Consider the following 17,848-nt stretch of genomic DNA (forward strand, 5'->3'; position numbering starts at 1 on the left):
AGAAATCCGATCACACTCATTATTCTCAATTAAAAAAGAGAGCAACGTTACAATCATAGTCGACTGTAACGGCAAAACGCGGGTAACATTATGAATGACAATCCAGAGAAAAAAGAAGAAAACGAAGAATCGTCTGATGAGCTGAATGCTCAAAACGATCAGACTCAATCTGATTCGGAATTTGACTCTGATGACCGAAGCAGTGAAATTGATCAGACAATTATTTCTGATCAATGGGACTCTGAAACGATCAACAGTGATACCTTTGACACGTCTGAATCGGAAGAACTGTTCCAGACCAGTGATGCCCCTGAATCGGAACAGGATACGAATGCAAATCTGCCATCGAATGATCAGACGATCGATGAGAGTGTTCCCGAGGATGATATTTATGCGACGATCGTCGATCCGGAATCAGTTGATCTGGACCAGACCATGGAATCGGATGAACAAGGTGACTGGGCGGGCATGCAGACGATCAACGAAAACCCGGATGAGCAACCTGAAGACAGAAATGACCAGACGTTAATTCTGAATGATCCCGTTGAGAATTCCGATATCGGTGCCACATTTGTCGAAGACGGGAACTCGCCATCCGATATCGAAGCCACCCTGGTTTCCGATGATGTCCCTCCCGAACTGATGGCCACAATGAATTCTGCCTGGGGGGACGATATGGCGACAATGGCAGATCGCCCTGACATGACGATCAAGGCTCCCGATCTGCCAGGGGAATTGATCAGCAATCAGACCTCACTGGTGATCAAAAAACGTGATTTCAGTGATACCACAACTTCAGAATTTAATGACAATGCAGAGTACGAACTTCTGGAAATCCTGGGCCAGGGAGGGATGGGGGTTGTCTATACAGCGCGACAGACCTCCATCGACAGACAGGTCGCTGTCAAAATGTTGAAGACCAAAACCGCGCAAAGCAGTGAGCAACGTCATAAGTTTCTCGCAGAAGCGGTGGTCACCGGTGAATTAGATCACCCGAATATTGTTCCCATTTACGATGTGGGCAGCAACAACTCCGGCGCTCTGTTCTACTCAATGAAAAAAGTCGAAGGACGTCCCTGGCTCAAAACCGTTCGTAAAAACACCCTGGCGGAAAACCTTAATATTCTGATGAAAGTTGCTGACGCAGTCGCGTTTGCTCATTCCCGCAGCGTGGTACACCGCGATCTGAAGCCGGAAAACGTCATGCTCGGTGAATTTGGTGAAGTACTGGTCATGGACTGGGGACTGGCACAATCCACATCCGGCTTCCGCAAATCGAGCAGCATCATCACGACCTCCAGCATGGGGGGGACCCCTGCTTACATGGCGCCGGAAATGGCAACTGGCCCCGTTACGAAAATTTCGCCTCTCTCGGATATTTACCTGCTGGGAGCCATTCTGTATGAAATTCTGACAGGACGTCCACCGCATACCGGCAAGACCGCCATGAAATGTCTGATGGCGGCTGCGAAGAATAAAATTGTTGCGACTGAGAAAAAAGGCGAACTCGTCGACATCGCCATGAAAGCAATGGCTCTGCGCCCAGAGGATCGCTTTCCCAGTGTGCAGGCTTTTCAGCAGGCGATTCTGGCTTATCAGTCTCATTCGGAAAGTATCTCACTGGCAACACGTGCCGAATCTGATTTGAACAAAGCGATTGAGTCAGAAAATTACGAACTCTTTTCCCGTGCCCTGTTTGGGTTTCAGGAAGCCCTTTCGCTCTGGCCGGAAAACAGTACAGCGCAGGCCGGCGTCGAAAAGGCAACGCTCAGTTATGCGGGACTGGCCTATGGCAAAGGTGACTACGACCTCGGACTCTCACTGTTAAATTCAGAGGATCCCGCCCACCAGGAGCTCATCGATAAAATTCGTGATGCCCAGGCAGAACGCGATGCCCGCCAACAGCGGCTCCGCACTGCAAAACGCGTTTTTGTAGGCATGCTGGCAACCGTGATGTTTGTGGTTACGGGTGCCTTCTTTTGGATCCGCGCTGAGGCCAATCGCGCATTAGCGGCAGAGAAAGTCGCAGAGACAGAACGCGACACGGCAGTCCAGGAACGCAAAAAAGCAGATGCTGCCCGTGCACAAGAGGAAGTAGAACGTAAAAAAGCGATCGCTGCTCGTGATGAAGCGATTGAAGCAAAACGGAAAGAAGAGATCGCTCTTCTGGAATCACAGAAATCGGAAAAGAAAGCCATTGCTCAGAAAGAAATTGCAGAAGAAGCAAAAAGGCAGGAGGAATACGAAGCTTACATCGCCCGCATTGGTCTGGCCGCTGCCAAAATTGATGAAAATGCATTCGAAAGCGCGGTAGAATTACTTAATCAATGCCCCCCCGATCTGCGCAACTGGGAGTGGGGCCGTTTAATGCACCTCTGCTCTCAGAGCAGCCGGACTTTTGATGCGCAGGCTCCCATAGACGCGCTGGCAATTTCCAACGATGGCTCCCAGTTTGCGACGGGTGGTAAAGATGGCATCGCCCGCATCTGGGATCGTACGACCGGACGAGTCCTCGCTGCCTTCGATCACCAGAAATATCCGGTTCTCGCCGTCGCCATCAGTCCTGACGGGAAAACTCTGGCAACCGGTAGTGAAGATCCGACCGGCTTCATCAAACTCTGGAATCTGGAATCGAATGCACCGATTCCAACCAAATTCAAAGACACCTCGAAAAAAACACCCTTCGATCAGGGACATACCGAAGGTGTGTTAAGCATTTCGTTTTCGAAAGACGGTAAACGTCTTTTAACCAGTTCCTATGACAAAACCGCTCGACTCTGGGATGTGAAAACAGGCGATCAACTGAATCGATACTGGGGGCACAACTGGTGGGTCTGGGATGCGAACTTCTCTACCGATGAAAAACGGATTGTCACAGCCAGCCAGGATGGAACCGCGGTCATCTGGAATACAGAAACAGGAGAAAAAGGAGCCCCTTTTACCGGTCACCAGGGACCCGTTTATTCAGCACACTTCTCACTTGATGCAGACAGCACGCATGTCGTTACCAGTGGTTATGACCGCCGCATACTTTTATGGCGACCGGAAGACATCGTCCCTTACGATTTCTCAAAACTGGTTTCCGGCAAAGAAAATGAACCACCAGCCTATGTCGCTTTTGAAGGTCATCAGGAGAGCGTTCAGTCTGTCGAATTTACTAATGATGGAAAAATGCTGATCTCTGCCAGTCATGACAATACTGTCAAACTCTGGGATATCGAGACGACAAAAGCGCTGAAAACATTTCGTGGCCATGACAGCTGGGTGCAGTCTGCCATGATCCTGAACGATGGGAAATGGATTCTTTCTGCCAGCCACGACGCACAGCTGAAATTGTGGAACATTGCTAATTATGCTGAAATCCGGACGCTCAAGGGACGCGTTCTGGCACAACACGTCGATGCCATTCTTGATGTCTCTTTCTCGCATGATGGGAAACAGCTGGTCACCGCCAGTCGTGATAAAACAGCTATTTCCTGGGATGTCTCCACCGGAAATCCCAACAAAGAGTTTACCGAAGGGCACGCGTTTCTGGCTTCGAGTGCGGTCTTCCTGCCTGATGGCAAACGACTTGCCACGGCAGCCGTTGATAATTCCGTCCGCATCTGGGATATCCAGACAGGAACCGAACACAAACGGTTTGAGCACACCGGTCGCAGTGCTGCCATTGATGTTTCGTTTGATTCAAAACTGCTGGTTACAGGCAGTGATGAAAAAACGGTTCGTATCTGGGATATCGCGACAGGAGAACTTTTGAAAGAACTTTCCGGGCATCATTCTGAAGTGAGTGCTGTCGCCATTTCACCTGACAAAAAATACTGCGTCAGTGGAGATGCACGCGGGCACTGCATGCTCTGGGATGTGGAAGCTGGTAAATTATTACATAAACTGTCTGGGCATACGCGACGAATCACAGCATTAGACTTTTTGCCTGATGGTAAAACGGTACTTTCAGCCAGCGGCGACAACACGGTCGGCAGTTGGGATGTTGCGTCAGGTAAAGAAAATCAGGCTCAGATTCTGAAACATCCCGATGCCATCCTGTCCATGGCCATTTTTGACCAGGGTAAACAGGCCGCGACAAGTTGTGCTGACGGACTGGTACGAATCTGGGACCTTGCGAGTTCGAAAGTCACGCGGACCATTCAACCTGTGAATGGCTTGATTAACTCAGTCAGTGTCTCACAGGATAACAAACGACTTCTGACCGCCAACGTGCAGCAGCGGGTGATTCAGCTTTGGGCTCTGGAAACCGGTGCAGAACTGCGAATCCCCGGAAAGAATGGTCAACTGAAGCCGTTTCTGGATTTTCGTACCAGGGGAGGCATGCTGTGGACTGCCATCTTTTCACCTTATCATAATTCGATTCTGACAGTCGGCGGACGTGATGCGCGGCTCTGGAACGATGTGACTGCGCAGCAGGTGATGGCATTTCACCCACATGGTGTCGTTGCTTCCGCAGCCTTTTCACCTGATGGGAAATGGCTCGTGACTGGCAGCTGGGACAATTCTGCTAAAATCTGGAATACTCAGACAGGCCAGGCGGAAAAGAAACTGGAACAGAAACATAATGGTTATGTCAACACGGTCCGCTACTCCCCGGATGGAAAACGCATCCTCACTTCAAGTGAGGATGGTACATCAAAAATCTGGAATGCCGAAAGTGGGGCCATGCTGCGGAGCCTGGATCAATCAGGTACCCATGTGAAAAGTGCGATTTTCTCACCCGATGGCTCACAGATCGTAACCGCTTCAGACGATAAAACCCTGGTCATGTGGGATGCAGAAACCGGTAAGAAAATCAAAACATTCAAAGGACATGAATGGCCTGTGCGTGAGGTTGCTTACTCCCATGATGGCAAACGTCTGATCTCCGGTTCCGAGGATAATACAGCGATCATCTGGGATATTGATACCGCGAAGAAAACAGTCCTCTCCGGTCATACTGCACCGGTGGCATCGGTGGTATTTTCACCTGATGACAGCCGCGCCTTTACTGCCAGTGATGATGGCACGGCCAAACTCTGGGATACCGATACAGGAAAAGAGATCCTGACACTCAGTAGCCATGCACAGGGTGTCACTTCAGTCGATTTCTCTCCGAATGGACGATTTGTAGCAACAGGCAGCCAGGATGGGCAGGCGATTTTGTGGCTTACCGTGGACTGGAAGAATAAAGCCCCGCAGGTCGTGAAGCTAAACCGTTAAAAATGAAAGTGACTGTGGACGCCATAACGTGGTCGAACATAACGTGGCCGCGGACGTGGTCGCACGAAAACGACAGATGGCGAACTGACAACCGCTGGCGCCTGTTTGACCACCACAGGCTGTGTTGAACTCACATAGTTGTGCTGCTGCATGAATTCGATCAGCGGGTCGCTGAGCCCCTGCTGTTTAAGAGCAATAATGCTCTGGGGGCTCAAATCGAAGGCACCGCCCCGACTGCGAATGGCGCCCATGATGACCGAGTCACTTACCCCGCTGTGAACCATCTGCAGTACATCGTTATTATGAATCGCTGCACGGGCCATCCGTTCGTGATTGGCCTGGGCAATGGCTACGTCACGTTCTTCTCGAGCATCTTCTGCATTTCCGATCAGGCTGCCCGCCAGTCCTCCCGTTGCAGCACCAATCAGGGCACCTGCCCCGGCGTTACCGGAAGAATTCCCGATAATCGCACCGGTGATGGCACCAATTCCCGCACCATGAGCGGCCCCTGCTTCGGTATGGTTCATCGAAGCGCATCCAACCTGGGACACTAACCCCAGAACCAGCAGAGCAACCCCTGATTTACGTGACAGACAGTTCATTGTGTGAATCCTTCCACCCTTCGCTTGCACTTTTTACAATCCTGGCGCTATCTAAATTGTAAGAGAGTCCGTCCTACAGTCCCTCTCTAAATATTATCGGGATTACAGACATGCATTATCAGATATTTTAAATGTTGTATAGACAATTTTTGTAACCAGTTTATATACCTGGCTGCAACAGATTTCCTAAGCTGTTTTGTATTGATCTTTTACCGTTTTATTTTTTGAAACCCCAATGAACCTGTGATGTGACTGCTATAATAATGGCGAATTAACCGTGCTCTGATGGCATAAACGAAAACGCGTTTGATCAGATAACAAAAGTAGCAATTTACATTCCATGAAAGCCATATTTCGATGCGCGCACCCAATTCTGATCCTGTAACGATGGTCGTGTCAGCGCAACCTGCTCCCGGAAATCAAAAAGAGTGGGAAGAAACTCTGACAAATACGATTCAGGCTTCACTCAAATTCCCCGGCCATATGGGAACCACGGTCCTGAAACAGGAATCCATCCGGAAACCCACTTATCAGATTGTATTGCGTTTCGATCAACTGGAGAATCTGGAACGCTGGAAGAATTCGCCGGAACGTGAGTACTGGATTTCCAGGCTGCATGCACTGGAACACTGCCCTCCCGCAATCACACATAATACAGGACTGGAAACCTGGTTTGAACTGACACATCATGACGAACAACAGCAGGTCGACCATCCTCCCAAATATAAAATCGCGATCATCGTGTGGATTTCCGTATATGTTACCGTCATCCCCATTATCAATCTCATCCGCCCTTACATGAGCGAACTGCATTTTCTGCTCGCCTCTGCGATTACCACTACCATCACAGTCCCTCTGATGACCTGGGTTATGATTCCCCTATTAAGCTGGATACTGAAAGGCTGGCTGTATCCCGGCTCAAATCAACCAGTGGCAAAAAACGACTGACTTCTTCCCGTTGCTTCATCATTAATGAACTCAATCTGCTGATCATACCTGCTTCGAAGGCTTAGAACGCAGCACCTGCGACCTGATTATTATTTCTGCCAGTCATACGTTCCCATTCGTTCCACAGCCGGCAAATGCTCCTGAAGCAGAAATCGAGGCCGTTCATGCGAATTTACATAAGCGGCAATATCCAGCGCATCCTGCTCCGAGAGATTTGTATCATCAGGGGGCATCGCGACTTTCAGCCAGGAGGCCAGTTTATCATTACGACTCAATCCCGCTCCCGTGTTATACGATTTCTCACCCCAGACGGGCGGTCCCTCTTCCGTTCCGGCTCCCTCGTTTCCATGACAGTCGGCACACTGATTCGCATATAAAGTCGCCCCGCGTTGCGTATCAGCCAGTTCAGGTTGAATCCTGAGAGGCTTGACATGATTAGGGCCCAACGGTTTTTCATGATTCATTTTGATCGCATTACCTGTCGAAAGCCACGTGATGTAAGCGGTAATCGCAATAGATACTTTACTTCCCAGAGGAGGCCGTATTCCATTCTGACTGCGCATGAAACAGTTCAACACGCGGTCTTCCAGAGTGATCACCCGGTTTTCACGAGGAGACCAGGCAGGATATGCAGTGGCAATTCCCAGAAAAGTAGCTGCACGCGGGTCAGTGCCTGCCTTAAGATGACAGGAACTGCAGGTCAGGGAATTACCAACATAGTCTTTCGAGAGCGGATGCACGTTCGTCTGCTCGACGAGCGCTCGCCCAAGCCTGATGATCTCACCCAGTTCACGGGGAGGATATGCGTCGGGTACTTTATACTCGTCAGTTAATCTTTCTTGTGTATCTGCCGACAACGCCGTCAGCAGATAAAAGCCTGTGAAAAGAATAAAGAGAATAACACCTCCACTACGACGCATGACAATCTCGCTTTATATTAACCCGAAAATCATAACCGAAACAAAATGCTATGGGCTGCCGCATCCTGCACGCTTCATCTCGCGATTATATACACAGGGAATTTCACGATCTGTAAGAATTAATACAATACGTTATTTCAATAAAGGGACATATGCATATCCGTCTGCCTGTAGATTGACCAGTGATGTTAACGCAGAAACCGCAACATCCGCAAACACAACCACCTCTTCCGGCTGACTTCCCTTTCCGATCAGTGATTGACCACAGACATAAATCGAAACCCCTGCCTCGTGGAGTTCGTGTAAACAGTCAAGGTTTGGATTGCTTTCTGTTTTGAACCGTTTTGCATAAGCGTCATCGTTTAAGGCACACAAGGTGGCATCTCCATGCAGAACGACGGCGATTTGAACTGAGGCCGGTGATTTACCCGCTCCTTCATAAATATTGACATACCGCGCGATTTTCTCAATGGATGGATTCAACTGGTCGGTTGCCCCTCCTCTGGTCAGATCGACACAGAGTTTACTTTCAGCCCGCGGTTGCTGAGCAGCGTGAGGTAATTGAACCACTTTCCCGTACCGTTGAATGTTCGGATGAATGTATTCCGGTTTTTTCGCTTCCTTCTGCGTCGTGGGTACAGGATGATTTTTCATCGCTTCGGGAAAACCACGTTTTACAAATTGGGAAACCGTTTTCGCATGCTCCTGAATCAACTTCACAACATAGGGATCCTCAGAAGTCTCCACTACCCGAACTCCATTAGGAGTATTCTCGGTGACCATTTTGATTTGCGCGGCATGTTTGAATAATTCTGCAAACAGTGGATCCCGCATCCGAATGGGCTGTTTCTTTTCAATGCGTTCTTTCATCCAGTAGACATGTTCCCTGATTTTTGCAGCAACCTGTGGATCTTCCGATTCCGTTAACGTCTGAACGCCGTTAGGCAGTTCTTGTACATTACGTTTGATTTTCTGATGATTGGTCAGCAGATAACGAAAGTCAACATGATCGCGGTCATGCCCTTGCCCGTGACCTCCTTTACCTCGACCAGGCCCGCGTCCGCCTGGTCCTCGCTGAGCCAGAGCCGAACCGGCTATCACACAGACCAGGATCACTAACATTCCATTTCGCAGCAGTGGTGTCTTCATTTGTTTCTTCCCTATTATCATTTCAGTTCTCGTGCAATTATCAGTCAGCTCAAAGGTTTCAAACCCGCCCTTTGAGCATGCCTCTCCAGTACAATAATGGCAGCAGATATTTTTTCAGCAGCCACATACTCCAGCGTTCCTTAGCCTGATTGAACGGAAACGTTTCGTCGGGAAGCTTGTCATAATCAAACTCAGCCAGAACCAGTTTTCCGTAGCCGGTGACCAGTGGGCAGGATGTGTAACCGTTATACCTGGCCGTCAGCGGTTTACCCGCGATTAGTGACTTCAGATTTCTGGTTACCACAGGAGCCTGCTTGCGAATGGCAGCAGCTGTTTTTGATGTCGGCAGATTACTGCTGTCTCCCAACGCAAATACATTGGGAAACCGCACGTGCTGCAACGTGTATTGATCGACGTCGACCCAGCCCTTCTCATCAGCAAGAGAACTTTCCGAGATAAACGCCGGCGGTCCCATGGGAGGAGTGACATGAATCATATCATAACTGATCGAACTCTCCTCTCCTGTTTCCGTGTCTCGAAAGATCGCTTCTTTCGTGTCAGCTGAAACTGCGACCAGATTTTGGTTGAAGCGGGTCTCAATATTCTTGCGTTGAACAACCTGTTCCAGAACCTTCCGGTATTTCTCGACGGCGAACAGACTACTGGTTCCAGAGACAAAGATGATATCTGTCTTCTCCCTCACTCCCTGCTGACGAAAATAATCGTCTGCCAGGTAACAGATCTTTTGCGGAGCACCACCACATTTAATACCAGTGACGGGCTGCGTAAAGATTGCCGTTCCTCCCTTGAAATGACTGATGTTATCCCAGGTACTGCCGACAGACTCGAAGGAATAGTTACTGCAGATTCCTGCGTGACCCAGATTTTCTTTTAATCCCTTGACGTCATCCCATTGAATCTGAATGCCAGCACAAACCACAAGGTAATCGTATTGAATGGTTTTTCCATCACGAGTTCGCAGACAGTTCTGTTGTGGTTCAAATTTGATCACCGCATCACGAATCCATTTCGCCTTGCGGGGTATGACAGACGCTTCGTCACGTCGTGTTTTTTCCCTGCGAAAGGTGCCCCCGCCGACGAGTGTCCACGCGGGCTGGTAATAGTGACTGTCAGAAGGGTCCACGATGACCACATCAAGTTGGTTCGACCAGCCGCGGGTAAGTTGGGCAGCAACACTGATGCCTGCTGTCCCTCCTCCAACAATTACAACCTGGTGGTGAATCACCTGATCAGAGTCATTTATTGCCTGGTCAGGTTTCTGGATATTTTCACTGATGTGGGAAATCATATTTGTTCTCCGCTAGACGTCGACAGGAAACAGGGTTCAGTCATCGCAGTGGTCAGTCTTCGACTGATTCCGCCTTCTGTCCCCGGACTTTTCTGCCGGAGATGGGACCGGTCTGCGACAGCATTGGAATAGACATGTTTTGACTCCGAAACGAGGCAGGAGATACATATGAAACACAATCCATATTGCGATGATTGTCAGTAAAACCAGGAACGAATTCATTCTTATTTCTCCAGAGAACAGGCTTTCTTGCTGCCGGGACTGCAGGTAACTTGATCCTGCCCCATCGAAGTGGAAGAGTAACCGGCTGCCAGCCATGCCTGGAATCCTCCTGACAGATTGATGACATCCATTCCAGCTGCCTGCAGAATACTGGCGGCAATCGCCGATCGCGCAGAACTTTGACATTGCACGACAACCGGTTTGGAATGTTCAATTTCAGTCAAATGTTCTGGAAGACGACCCAGAAAACGATGTTCTGCCTGAGGAATATGGCTGAGATTCCATTCCGCGTCGGTACGCACATCGATCAAGTGGACTTCATTCGCCTCGATACGTGGAGCCAGCTCAGCAGGGGAAGCAACGGGATAGTTTTCAGTCGCCAACCCGTCAGCCAGGATCTCAGCACGCCGAAATGCGCCCTGCAACTGTTCATCAATACCAATTTTCTGTAAGACACGTACCGCCTCTGCTAATTCATCAGGTTCCGTGATGACATACACAGGCCTCGAGTAGTCTACAAGCCAGCCGGCCCAGCCTGCGAGCATCGAAAGCGGAATATTCATTGTGCCCGGCACATGAGCTTGAGAAAATTCTTTTGAAGGGGAAAGATCAAGTATCGTCGCCTGATTCTGAATTTTCCCAATGCGATCTGAGTCCAGAAACTCAAACAGACCGGCCTTCCCGATGATGCCGGGGCCTTCCTTGTTTACACGCTTCATGACAGCAAAATATTTCGGTGCTTCCGGTTGATCAGACAAAATATATTGTACGAAAGCTACCTCGTCATCATACTGAAGTGCTGGATTAAATCGTTTTTCATAGCCCACCGTAGAAGAAGGAATTGCCCCCAGCCCTTTCCCGCAGGCACTCCCTGCACCATGAGCCGGCCAGACCTGCAGATAATCCGGCAGGTGTTTGAACCGTTCCGCAGAATGATATAACTGGTGCGCTCCTGCTTCTGCACTCCCTTTAATTCCAGCTGCTTCTTCCAGCAGGTCAGGTCGACCAATTGAACCCACGAATACAAAGTCACCGGTAAAGATCCCCATTGGCTCACTGGCTCCGCCCCCCTGGTCTGTCAGCAGGAACGAGATACTTTCGGGAGTATGTCCCGGTGTATGCAACACCTGAAATTGAATATTTCCGATCAGGAACGTATCGCCGTCTTTCAGCAATTGCGATTTATACTGACTTGCATATTCATACTTCCATTCTGCGGGGCCTTCATCTGATACATACAACTTCGCCCCCACACGATCAGCCAGTTCACGCGCTCCGGATACATAATCAGCGTGAATATGTGTTTCCGCGACCGCCGTCAGTTTGACTCCTTCGCGTCGGGCTGTTTCCAGGTACTGATCGATATCTCTACCCGGATCAACGACAACTGCTTCTTTAGTTTTTTGACACCCTACCAGATAAGAAGCATGGGCAAGTTTCGGATCATAGAAATATTTCAGTAACATCACTCTTCTCCTATATTATTGTAAACTGATGTGAGACTTGTAGTTTGAATCATCTTCGTATGAATTTGCCCAGAAGGGGCTGAGTCAGTCACTGAAGCCTGCAGATACTTACCACCTTCATGAACTATGACGAACCCTCCCAGTAAAAGCAGAAAACCAGCAAATACCGATTTCAGCTTTTGCTGGTTCAGACGGGTGTTAATGTGGCGGCCGATGATACTGCCAATGATGCCCACGACAGTGAAAATCAGAATTGTCTGCCAGTCGACCGACATATGATTTGCCACCAGATAGAACTCGTATTTTGTAAAACCGACCGCGGCCTGGAAAGCAATGATGACAAGACTGGTACCGATCGCCAGACGCATGGGAAGTTTTCCGAGGATCACCAAAGCCGGCACGATCAGAAAACCGCCTCCGACTCCGACAAAACCTGTCACGATCCCCGCAACGATGCCTTCCAGTCCAATTTTCCACGCCGGGGACCGTTGAGAGGAAGAGTCACTATTCGCTTCTGTATTTCCTGGTTTTCTGAGCATGATCAGAGCGGCCGCAAGTAAGACACCACCAAAAACGACCAGTTGAAGGGCTTCTGCAGCCACTCCACCAAGCCAGGCCCCTGCCAATGTTCCCAGCATCCCGGGAAGCCCGAAAAAGAGAACACTACGCCAGTCTATTTGCTTTGAACTGGCATAGGGTACTGCTGCTGCAACTGCAATCAGCCCCACTATTGCCATTGACTCCGTGATAGATTCTTTAGTCCCATGGCCCACCAGATAAATCAATACCGGAACAGTGATCGCGGACCCTCCTGCCCCTAGCAGACCTAAGGTCAATCCAATCAGCAGAGAACCAGCCAGAATATACACCATGACAGTGTTCCGATTTATCCAGATTGTCTGTTTCGCAGGCAACAGACGAATGGTTTGTCATTACTTTCTTTCCTGCTGCATTATTATATCGTAATGTTGCGACATAACAATATGTCATCGGAATAACTTAGGATTTTGCTCGAAGAGAGTCGCTGTCAGGAAAATCGCGTTTCTGTTTGATTCTTAGAAATAGATCCTATGTTCAAAAACGCTGACCACACCGATTTATCATAAGTGCATATTAAGATGTATTTTACACACCCCAGACAGTTCAGTTTCAGAGCGGTTTTCTAATGTGATTCGGACACGGGAATGGTGATCTCGCTTACATCCTCTCCCCTCCGATGAGAACTCCGATTGAACTGGACACTCAACGAGGACTCAAAAAAAACGCTCTGGAACTCCATTTTTGCAAAGCAATAACTCAATATTCTGCTTTCAGGGATTAACTTACGAATTACGAAGAAGGTTTTTCTGAAGTATGATGCTCTGTCTTGGAGTATGTTTTTTATCAGGGTAGCATGTACCAGTTCACACGTCGGTCAATCAGTATGTAACTGATCTTGCTCGCCCTGGGATCGTTCTCACTGATTGAGAGGGAAGATTGTATGAATCGCCGCGGCAGGATCTATGGCGTTTTATTGATTCTGATAATATTTTCTTTGTCGGACAGACTGTTTGCCGACGAAGACAACACTCCACGTTTACGAAAACTCGACTTCACGCCTTTTCAAAAATCGTTGGATCAATTTTCGGAGACTCGCGCCGCAGAAATCGAGGAACAACTGAGGGACGCAACCATTCTGGATCTTCAGGCAGCGCTGCAAACGGGCAAACTGACTTCGGAAGAACTCACGCTCTTTTTTCTCGATCGAATTCAGCGTTATGACGAGAAACTGCGGAGCTATATCGAGCTGAATCCCAATGCATTATCAGAAGCCCGAGCAGCAGATGCCTTGAGAGCTAAAGGCATCATACATAGTCAACTGCACGGCATCCCCATCAATCTCAAAGATAATATCGATACAAAGTCGCCCCTTCATACGACAGGTGGTGCAGAAATCCTGCTCCATCACAGTCCGGAACAGGATGCAGAGCTTGTGACCAGCCTGCGTTCTGCCGGTGCTGTCATATTGGGAAAAGCCAGTCTGTCTGAATTCGCAGGTGCTTTGACAATGGATCCGACGGGCGCCAATGCTGTCAGTGGTGCCGGCGTCAATCCTTACCATCCAGGTCTGGAAGTCTCCGGTTCCAGCAGCGGATCCGCAATTTCGACCACTGCTTATCTGACGGCGGCCAGTATCGGCACCGAAACTTCAGGCTCATTGATTTCACCCGCTTCCCAGAATGGATGCGTCAGCATGAAACCCAGCCTGGGAATGGTCAGTGGCAGAGGTATCATCCCGCTGGTCCGCTTCCAGGATTCCGCCGGCCCCATTACAAGAAATGTCACTGATGCCGCGATCATGCTGGAAATAATCGATACAAAAGCCGTTGCATATCTGCCACTGTTAAACAGAGATGCGCTGCAAGACGTGTCAGTCGGCGTTCTGCGGGATGAGATCCTCTGGTCTTCTCCCCCTCCTCTTCCTTGGGAATTCTTATCTGAACAATACACAATCATGCAGCGGATTGATCGGGGACTGCAGAAATCGCACGCCAGTCCCCGGGCAATCCAACTGCCATCGGAGGAGCTCAAATCATTAAGCCGACTGATCTTTATTGGTCTTGCTCAAGACACTGTTGGCTATCTCGTCAATGCAGGAGCACCGGTGACCTCGCTCTCGGATCTACGGATTTACAATGAACAACAGCCCGAAACACGTGTCCCGTTCGGTCAGCTGCTGGTCACCTATGCCTGTAGCATGACTGGTGAATTCGCAGATCAAGTCGGTTCAGAAGAAAACGATCTGCCCAGACAGTATGAACAACTGGCGCTGCAAGTTCGCAGGCAGGCCGCTGACATACTCGACCGGATCTTCGCTGACAATCAAATCGATCTGATCGTCAGTCTGGCAAATGACCAGTCCCCTCTCTACGCCACAGCCGGTTATCCGGCGATTACGATTCCCCTGGGTCTGGATAAGGCCGGCTCCCCCATCGGCGTCACATTGATCGGCAAACAGGGAGAAGATGCAAAATTACTGGCCCGGGCATTTGCCTTCGAACAGGCGACAAAGTATCGAATCAATCCAGGTAAACCATACAGGCAGATTCATCGATTCCAGGGAGTTACCTTTGATCTGCAGTCGCCCAACATCCATTTCGGAAATACGCTCGTACTGAAATCAGCGAAAAAACAGACCAAATCAAAACCGATCCGCCAGGAAATTAAAGGTTCAGTCCTTGGAATGCAGGCCAGAGATCTCAATCAGGACAGTATCCCGGAAGCTTATATTTTCGTGCGCGATGCAGAAGACGCCGACTCCCTGCTCATCTATACGTTCAATAATCAAGATGCTTTAACCAGAATCGATTTCCCCCACCTGACTGACACGGTGGGATATTACGGCAATGATCACTTTTCGGTAAATGCAACGACGATCGAGCGAATCTATCCGCTCTATACCAGCGATACCAGCGATCCCGGCGACATCCGCCCCACGGGGAAAAGCCGACAGATCACCTACCAGCTGAAACAGAATACCGAAGGCGTACATCTGGAGCAGATCCAAAGCAACGAACGCGACAGCCCTGTAATTGAATAAGACGGCAACCGCCGATTGTTGTGTTTCAAATTCGAAGCGATGCGGATTCATTCGCTTCCCTCCCCTTCATACTTGAGTAATCAAAAAGCGTCTGAAGAAAACGCATCAGTGTCATTCAGCTCACGTCTGCTCATATTTCTTCCCACTGAGAAAATTCGACTTAACCCCGCCGCGCCGCTGGCGATAAACGCTAAACTGCGTCGCGCGCAATCCAGTATTTCTTCAGCGAAACAGCGCGCATCACTGAAAACATCGGCACTATAAAACAGCCTTGTATCAGCACGATTCATGAAAAACCTGCTCAAACATGCTCTGTGGGTCGACACACATCGCCCCTTGATCGCCCCGGCGTCGCAGTTGGTCGTTCCTATATCGGACCGGTATCAACCTGTATCGCCACCTGACATTGTCCAGTTCCCCTTGACGCCCCCACGCCTCTACAGAAAATCCAGTCTTATCAGACAGCAGAGAATCAATATTCATCATCCCGCATACCCTTAAGTTAAAATAGAACGATTTTTGAGAACCGCCATGAATGATCTCTTTTCAAACCGGGTGCCATCTGTCGGCTCGCCCGACAGTGCCCGAGTAACCAGTCTAATACAAATAAAAAAGGGTAGTCCTGGATGCACATCCGGGACGAGCGCAGCGAGCAGGAAACTGACAGATCGGCTCACAGACTTGGAACGACTCCCCCAACTAAACGAAGTCCACTAACAACTCGCGGACAGTACACTGTTATAAATACGGTACGCCCTGTATTCTACTAAATCAGGGCAGACAGCCTGCAGATGAACAACCAGAACCAGCAGATGCCTGATGAACCCGAACCGTTCTATCTTGTCTGATCAGAAACCCTTTACTGCTCACTTTTCATCATTTTAAAGTTACTTTCATGGAAACACGTTTACTGGACTACCTGCAGAGAATTCTCAACTCCCGCGTCTACGATGTCGCCATTGAGTCGCCGCTGGAACTGGCAGAAAAACTGTCAAACCGCCTGGCTAACAAGGTCTGGCTCAAGCGCGAAGACAAACAGCCCGTTCACAGTTTCAAGCTCCGCGGTGCCTATAACAAAATGTCACGTCTGACGCCCGCCGAACTCGAGCGTGGCGTCGTCTGTTCCTCCGCAGGAAATCATGCCCAGGGGGTCGCCCTCAGTGCCCGTCAGCTCGGCTGCCAGGCGCATATTGTCATGCCCGTGACCACTCCCGAACTCAAATCCGACGCGGTCCGCGCCCTGGGAGCCCAGGTCATCCTCTGCGGGGACAGCTATTCCGATGCCTACCTGCACGCACTCGAACTTCAGAAAAAGCATCAGTACGTCTTCGTCCATCCCTTTGATGATCCCGATGTCATCGCCGGCCAGGGAACCGTCGGCATGGAAATCCTCCGCCAGCACCAGCATCCCATTCACGCCGTCTTTGTCGCCATCGGCGGGGGTGGTCTCATCTCGGGAGTGGCCGCTTACATCAAAGCCGTGCGTCCTGAAATCAAAGTCATCGGCGTTCAGATGGCTGACTCCAACGCCATGCTGCAGTCCATTGAATCGGGTCACCCCGTCACCCTGCCCGATGTCGGACTCTTCTCCGATGGCACCGCCGTCAAACTGGTGGGCACGGAAACCTTCCGCCTGACACAAGAACTGGTTGACGACTTTGTGACCGTCGATACCGACGCCGTCTGTGCCGCCATCAAAGATGCCTTTGAAGATACACGCAGCATCCTCGAACCCGCCGGTGCCATGGGCATTGCCGGGATGAAACAGTATGTCGCACAGCAGCAACTGCAGGGACAGGACCTGGTCGCCATCACCTGCGGCGCTAATATGAATTTTGACCGCCTGCGGTTTGTCGCCGAACGGGCCGAGGTCGGGGAAGAACGCGAGGCTCTGTTTGCCGTCACCATCCCCGAAGAACGGGGCAGTTTCAAACAGTTCTGTGAAATTGTCGGCCAGCGCAGCGTCACCGAATTCAGTTACCGCATCAGCGATGATCGGGAAGCGCATGTGCTCGTCGGCCTGTCGATCCGCAATCGCAGCGAAGTCCCCGAAATCACACAGGACTTCGCTTCTCGCGGATTTGGCGTGCTGGATCTGGTCGACGATGATCTGGTCAAAGACCATCTCCGCTACATGGTGGGCGGCAGAAGTCCCCTCGTCGGCAATGAACGGCTCTACCGGTTCGAGTTCCCCGAGCGCCCCGGCGCCCTCATGCGATTTCTCTCACGCATGCATCCCAGCTGGAACATCAGCCTGTTCCATTACCGCAACCAGGGCTCCGACTTCGGTCGTATCCTGGTCGGCATTCAGGTCCCCGATGCGGAACTGCCTGACTTCCAGAACTTCCTGGCAACATTAGGTTACCGCCACGTCGATGAATCCGATAACCCCGTCTATCAACTGTTTCTGCGTTAAGATTGTTGATATGACGGCAGAATCCTTT

The 17,848-nt window shown here is 50.1% G+C and carries 11 protein-coding genes; 4 read left to right on the forward strand and 7 right to left on the reverse strand.

Annotated features, from left to right (window positions below):
* The first annotated feature begins 90 nt into the window (after positions 1 to 90).
* The gene (locus tag GmarT_RS14865; protein WP_002643727.1) at positions 91 to 5,208 is read left to right on the forward strand and encodes a WD40 domain-containing protein; all 5,118 of its coding nucleotides are present in this window, start codon (positions 91 to 93) and stop codon (positions 5,206 to 5,208) included.
* Here the strand turns inward: GmarT_RS14865 and GmarT_RS14870 are convergent.
* The gene (locus GmarT_RS14870; protein ID WP_002643726.1) at positions 5,205 to 5,810 is read right to left on the reverse strand and encodes a YMGG-like glycine zipper-containing protein; all 606 of its coding nucleotides are present in this window, start codon (positions 5,808 to 5,810) and stop codon (positions 5,205 to 5,207) included. The genes GmarT_RS14865 and GmarT_RS14870 overlap by 4 nt on opposite strands.
* Before the next feature lie 357 nt (positions 5,811 to 6,167).
* Here GmarT_RS14870 and GmarT_RS14875 point away from each other — a divergent pair, with 357 nt between their 5' ends.
* On the forward strand, positions 6,168 to 6,758 hold the full coding sequence (locus GmarT_RS14875; RefSeq protein ID WP_002643725.1) for an antibiotic biosynthesis monooxygenase: 591 nt from the start codon (positions 6,168 to 6,170) through the stop codon (positions 6,756 to 6,758).
* A gap of 89 nt (positions 6,759 to 6,847) precedes the next feature.
* On the opposite strand, the gene GmarT_RS14880 is transcribed toward GmarT_RS14875, so the two are convergent.
* The 5 genes from GmarT_RS14880 to GmarT_RS14900 all read right to left on the reverse strand — a co-directional run bounded on the left by GmarT_RS14880 (position 6,848) and on the right by GmarT_RS14900 (position 12,696).
* The gene (locus GmarT_RS14880) at positions 6,848 to 7,678 is read right to left on the reverse strand and encodes a c-type cytochrome (protein WP_002643724.1); all 831 of its coding nucleotides are present in this window, start codon (positions 7,676 to 7,678) and stop codon (positions 6,848 to 6,850) included.
* Positions 7,679 to 7,810: 132 nt separating this feature from the next.
* Positions 7,811 to 8,827 carry a DsrE family protein gene (locus GmarT_RS14885; protein ID WP_002643723.1) on the reverse strand — a complete coding sequence of 339 codons (1,017 nt, stop codon included), beginning with the start codon at positions 8,825 to 8,827 and terminating at the stop codon, positions 7,811 to 7,813.
* Between the two features lie 58 nt (positions 8,828 to 8,885).
* Entirely contained in the window at positions 8,886 to 10,136 is a 1,251-nt protein-coding gene (locus GmarT_RS14890) for an NAD(P)/FAD-dependent oxidoreductase (RefSeq protein WP_002643722.1), read from the reverse strand.
* Between the two features lie 224 nt (positions 10,137 to 10,360).
* A complete protein-coding gene (locus GmarT_RS14895; RefSeq protein WP_002643721.1) occupies positions 10,361 to 11,824 on the reverse strand; it encodes an MBL fold metallo-hydrolase in 1,464 nt (487 codons plus the stop codon).
* Positions 11,824 to 12,696, reverse strand: coding sequence for a sulfite exporter TauE/SafE family protein (locus GmarT_RS14900; RefSeq protein ID WP_044236055.1), 873 nt, complete (start codon positions 12,694 to 12,696; stop codon positions 11,824 to 11,826). Before GmarT_RS14900 ends, GmarT_RS14895 begins: the two co-directional genes overlap by 1 nt.
* Positions 12,697 to 13,304: 608 nt before the next feature.
* On the opposite strand from GmarT_RS14900, the gene GmarT_RS14905 reads away from it, so the two are divergent.
* Positions 13,305 to 15,404: an amidase family protein gene (locus tag GmarT_RS14905; protein WP_002643719.1), complete on the forward strand. Its 2,100-nt coding sequence runs from the start codon at positions 13,305 to 13,307 to the stop codon at positions 15,402 to 15,404.
* An 80-nt stretch (positions 15,405 to 15,484) separates the two neighbouring features.
* Here the strand turns inward: GmarT_RS14905 and GmarT_RS14910 are convergent, their stop codons facing one another.
* On the reverse strand, positions 15,485 to 15,694 hold the full coding sequence (locus tag GmarT_RS14910; protein WP_002643718.1) for a hypothetical protein: 210 nt from the start codon (positions 15,692 to 15,694) through the stop codon (positions 15,485 to 15,487).
* Positions 15,695 to 16,299: 605 nt separating this feature from the next.
* Here GmarT_RS14910 and ilvA point away from each other — a divergent pair.
* Positions 16,300 to 17,820 carry a threonine ammonia-lyase, biosynthetic gene (gene ilvA, locus GmarT_RS14915; protein ID WP_002643717.1) on the forward strand — a complete coding sequence of 507 codons (1,521 nt, stop codon included), beginning with the start codon at positions 16,300 to 16,302 and terminating at the stop codon, positions 17,818 to 17,820.
* The last annotated feature ends 28 nt before the right edge of the window (positions 17,821 to 17,848 follow it).

This window comes from Gimesia maris, assembly GCF_008298035.1.
Taxonomy (GTDB): domain Bacteria; phylum Planctomycetota; class Planctomycetia; order Planctomycetales; family Planctomycetaceae; genus Gimesia; species Gimesia maris.

Excerpts from the sequence above, each read along its gene's own strand:
- GmarT_RS14885 (WP_002643723.1), bottom strand. The coding sequence starts at position 8,827 with ATGAAGACACCACTGCTGCGAAATGGAATGTTAGTGATCCTGGTCTGT.
- ilvA (WP_002643717.1), top strand. The coding sequence starts at position 16,300 with ATGGAAACACGTTTACTGGACTACCTGCAGAGAATTCTCAACTCCCGC.
- GmarT_RS14875 (WP_002643725.1), top strand. The coding sequence starts at position 6,168 with ATGCGCGCACCCAATTCTGATCCTGTAACGATGGTCGTGTCAGCGCAA.
- GmarT_RS14910 (WP_002643718.1), bottom strand. The coding sequence starts at position 15,694 with ATGAATCGTGCTGATACAAGGCTGTTTTATAGTGCCGATGTTTTCAGT.
- GmarT_RS14865 (WP_002643727.1), top strand. The coding sequence starts at position 91 with ATGAATGACAATCCAGAGAAAAAAGAAGAAAACGAAGAATCGTCTGAT.
- GmarT_RS14900 (WP_044236055.1), bottom strand. The coding sequence starts at position 12,696 with ATGGTGTATATTCTGGCTGGTTCTCTGCTGATTGGATTGACCTTAGGT.
- GmarT_RS14905 (WP_002643719.1), top strand. The coding sequence starts at position 13,305 with ATGAATCGCCGCGGCAGGATCTATGGCGTTTTATTGATTCTGATAATA.
- GmarT_RS14895 (WP_002643721.1), bottom strand. The coding sequence starts at position 11,824 with ATGTTACTGAAATATTTCTATGATCCGAAACTTGCCCATGCTTCTTAT.
- GmarT_RS14870 (WP_002643726.1), bottom strand. The coding sequence starts at position 5,810 with ATGAACTGTCTGTCACGTAAATCAGGGGTTGCTCTGCTGGTTCTGGGG.
- GmarT_RS14880 (WP_002643724.1), bottom strand. The coding sequence starts at position 7,678 with ATGCGTCGTAGTGGAGGTGTTATTCTCTTTATTCTTTTCACAGGCTTT.
- GmarT_RS14890 (WP_002643722.1), bottom strand. The coding sequence starts at position 10,136 with ATGATTTCCCACATCAGTGAAAATATCCAGAAACCTGACCAGGCAATA.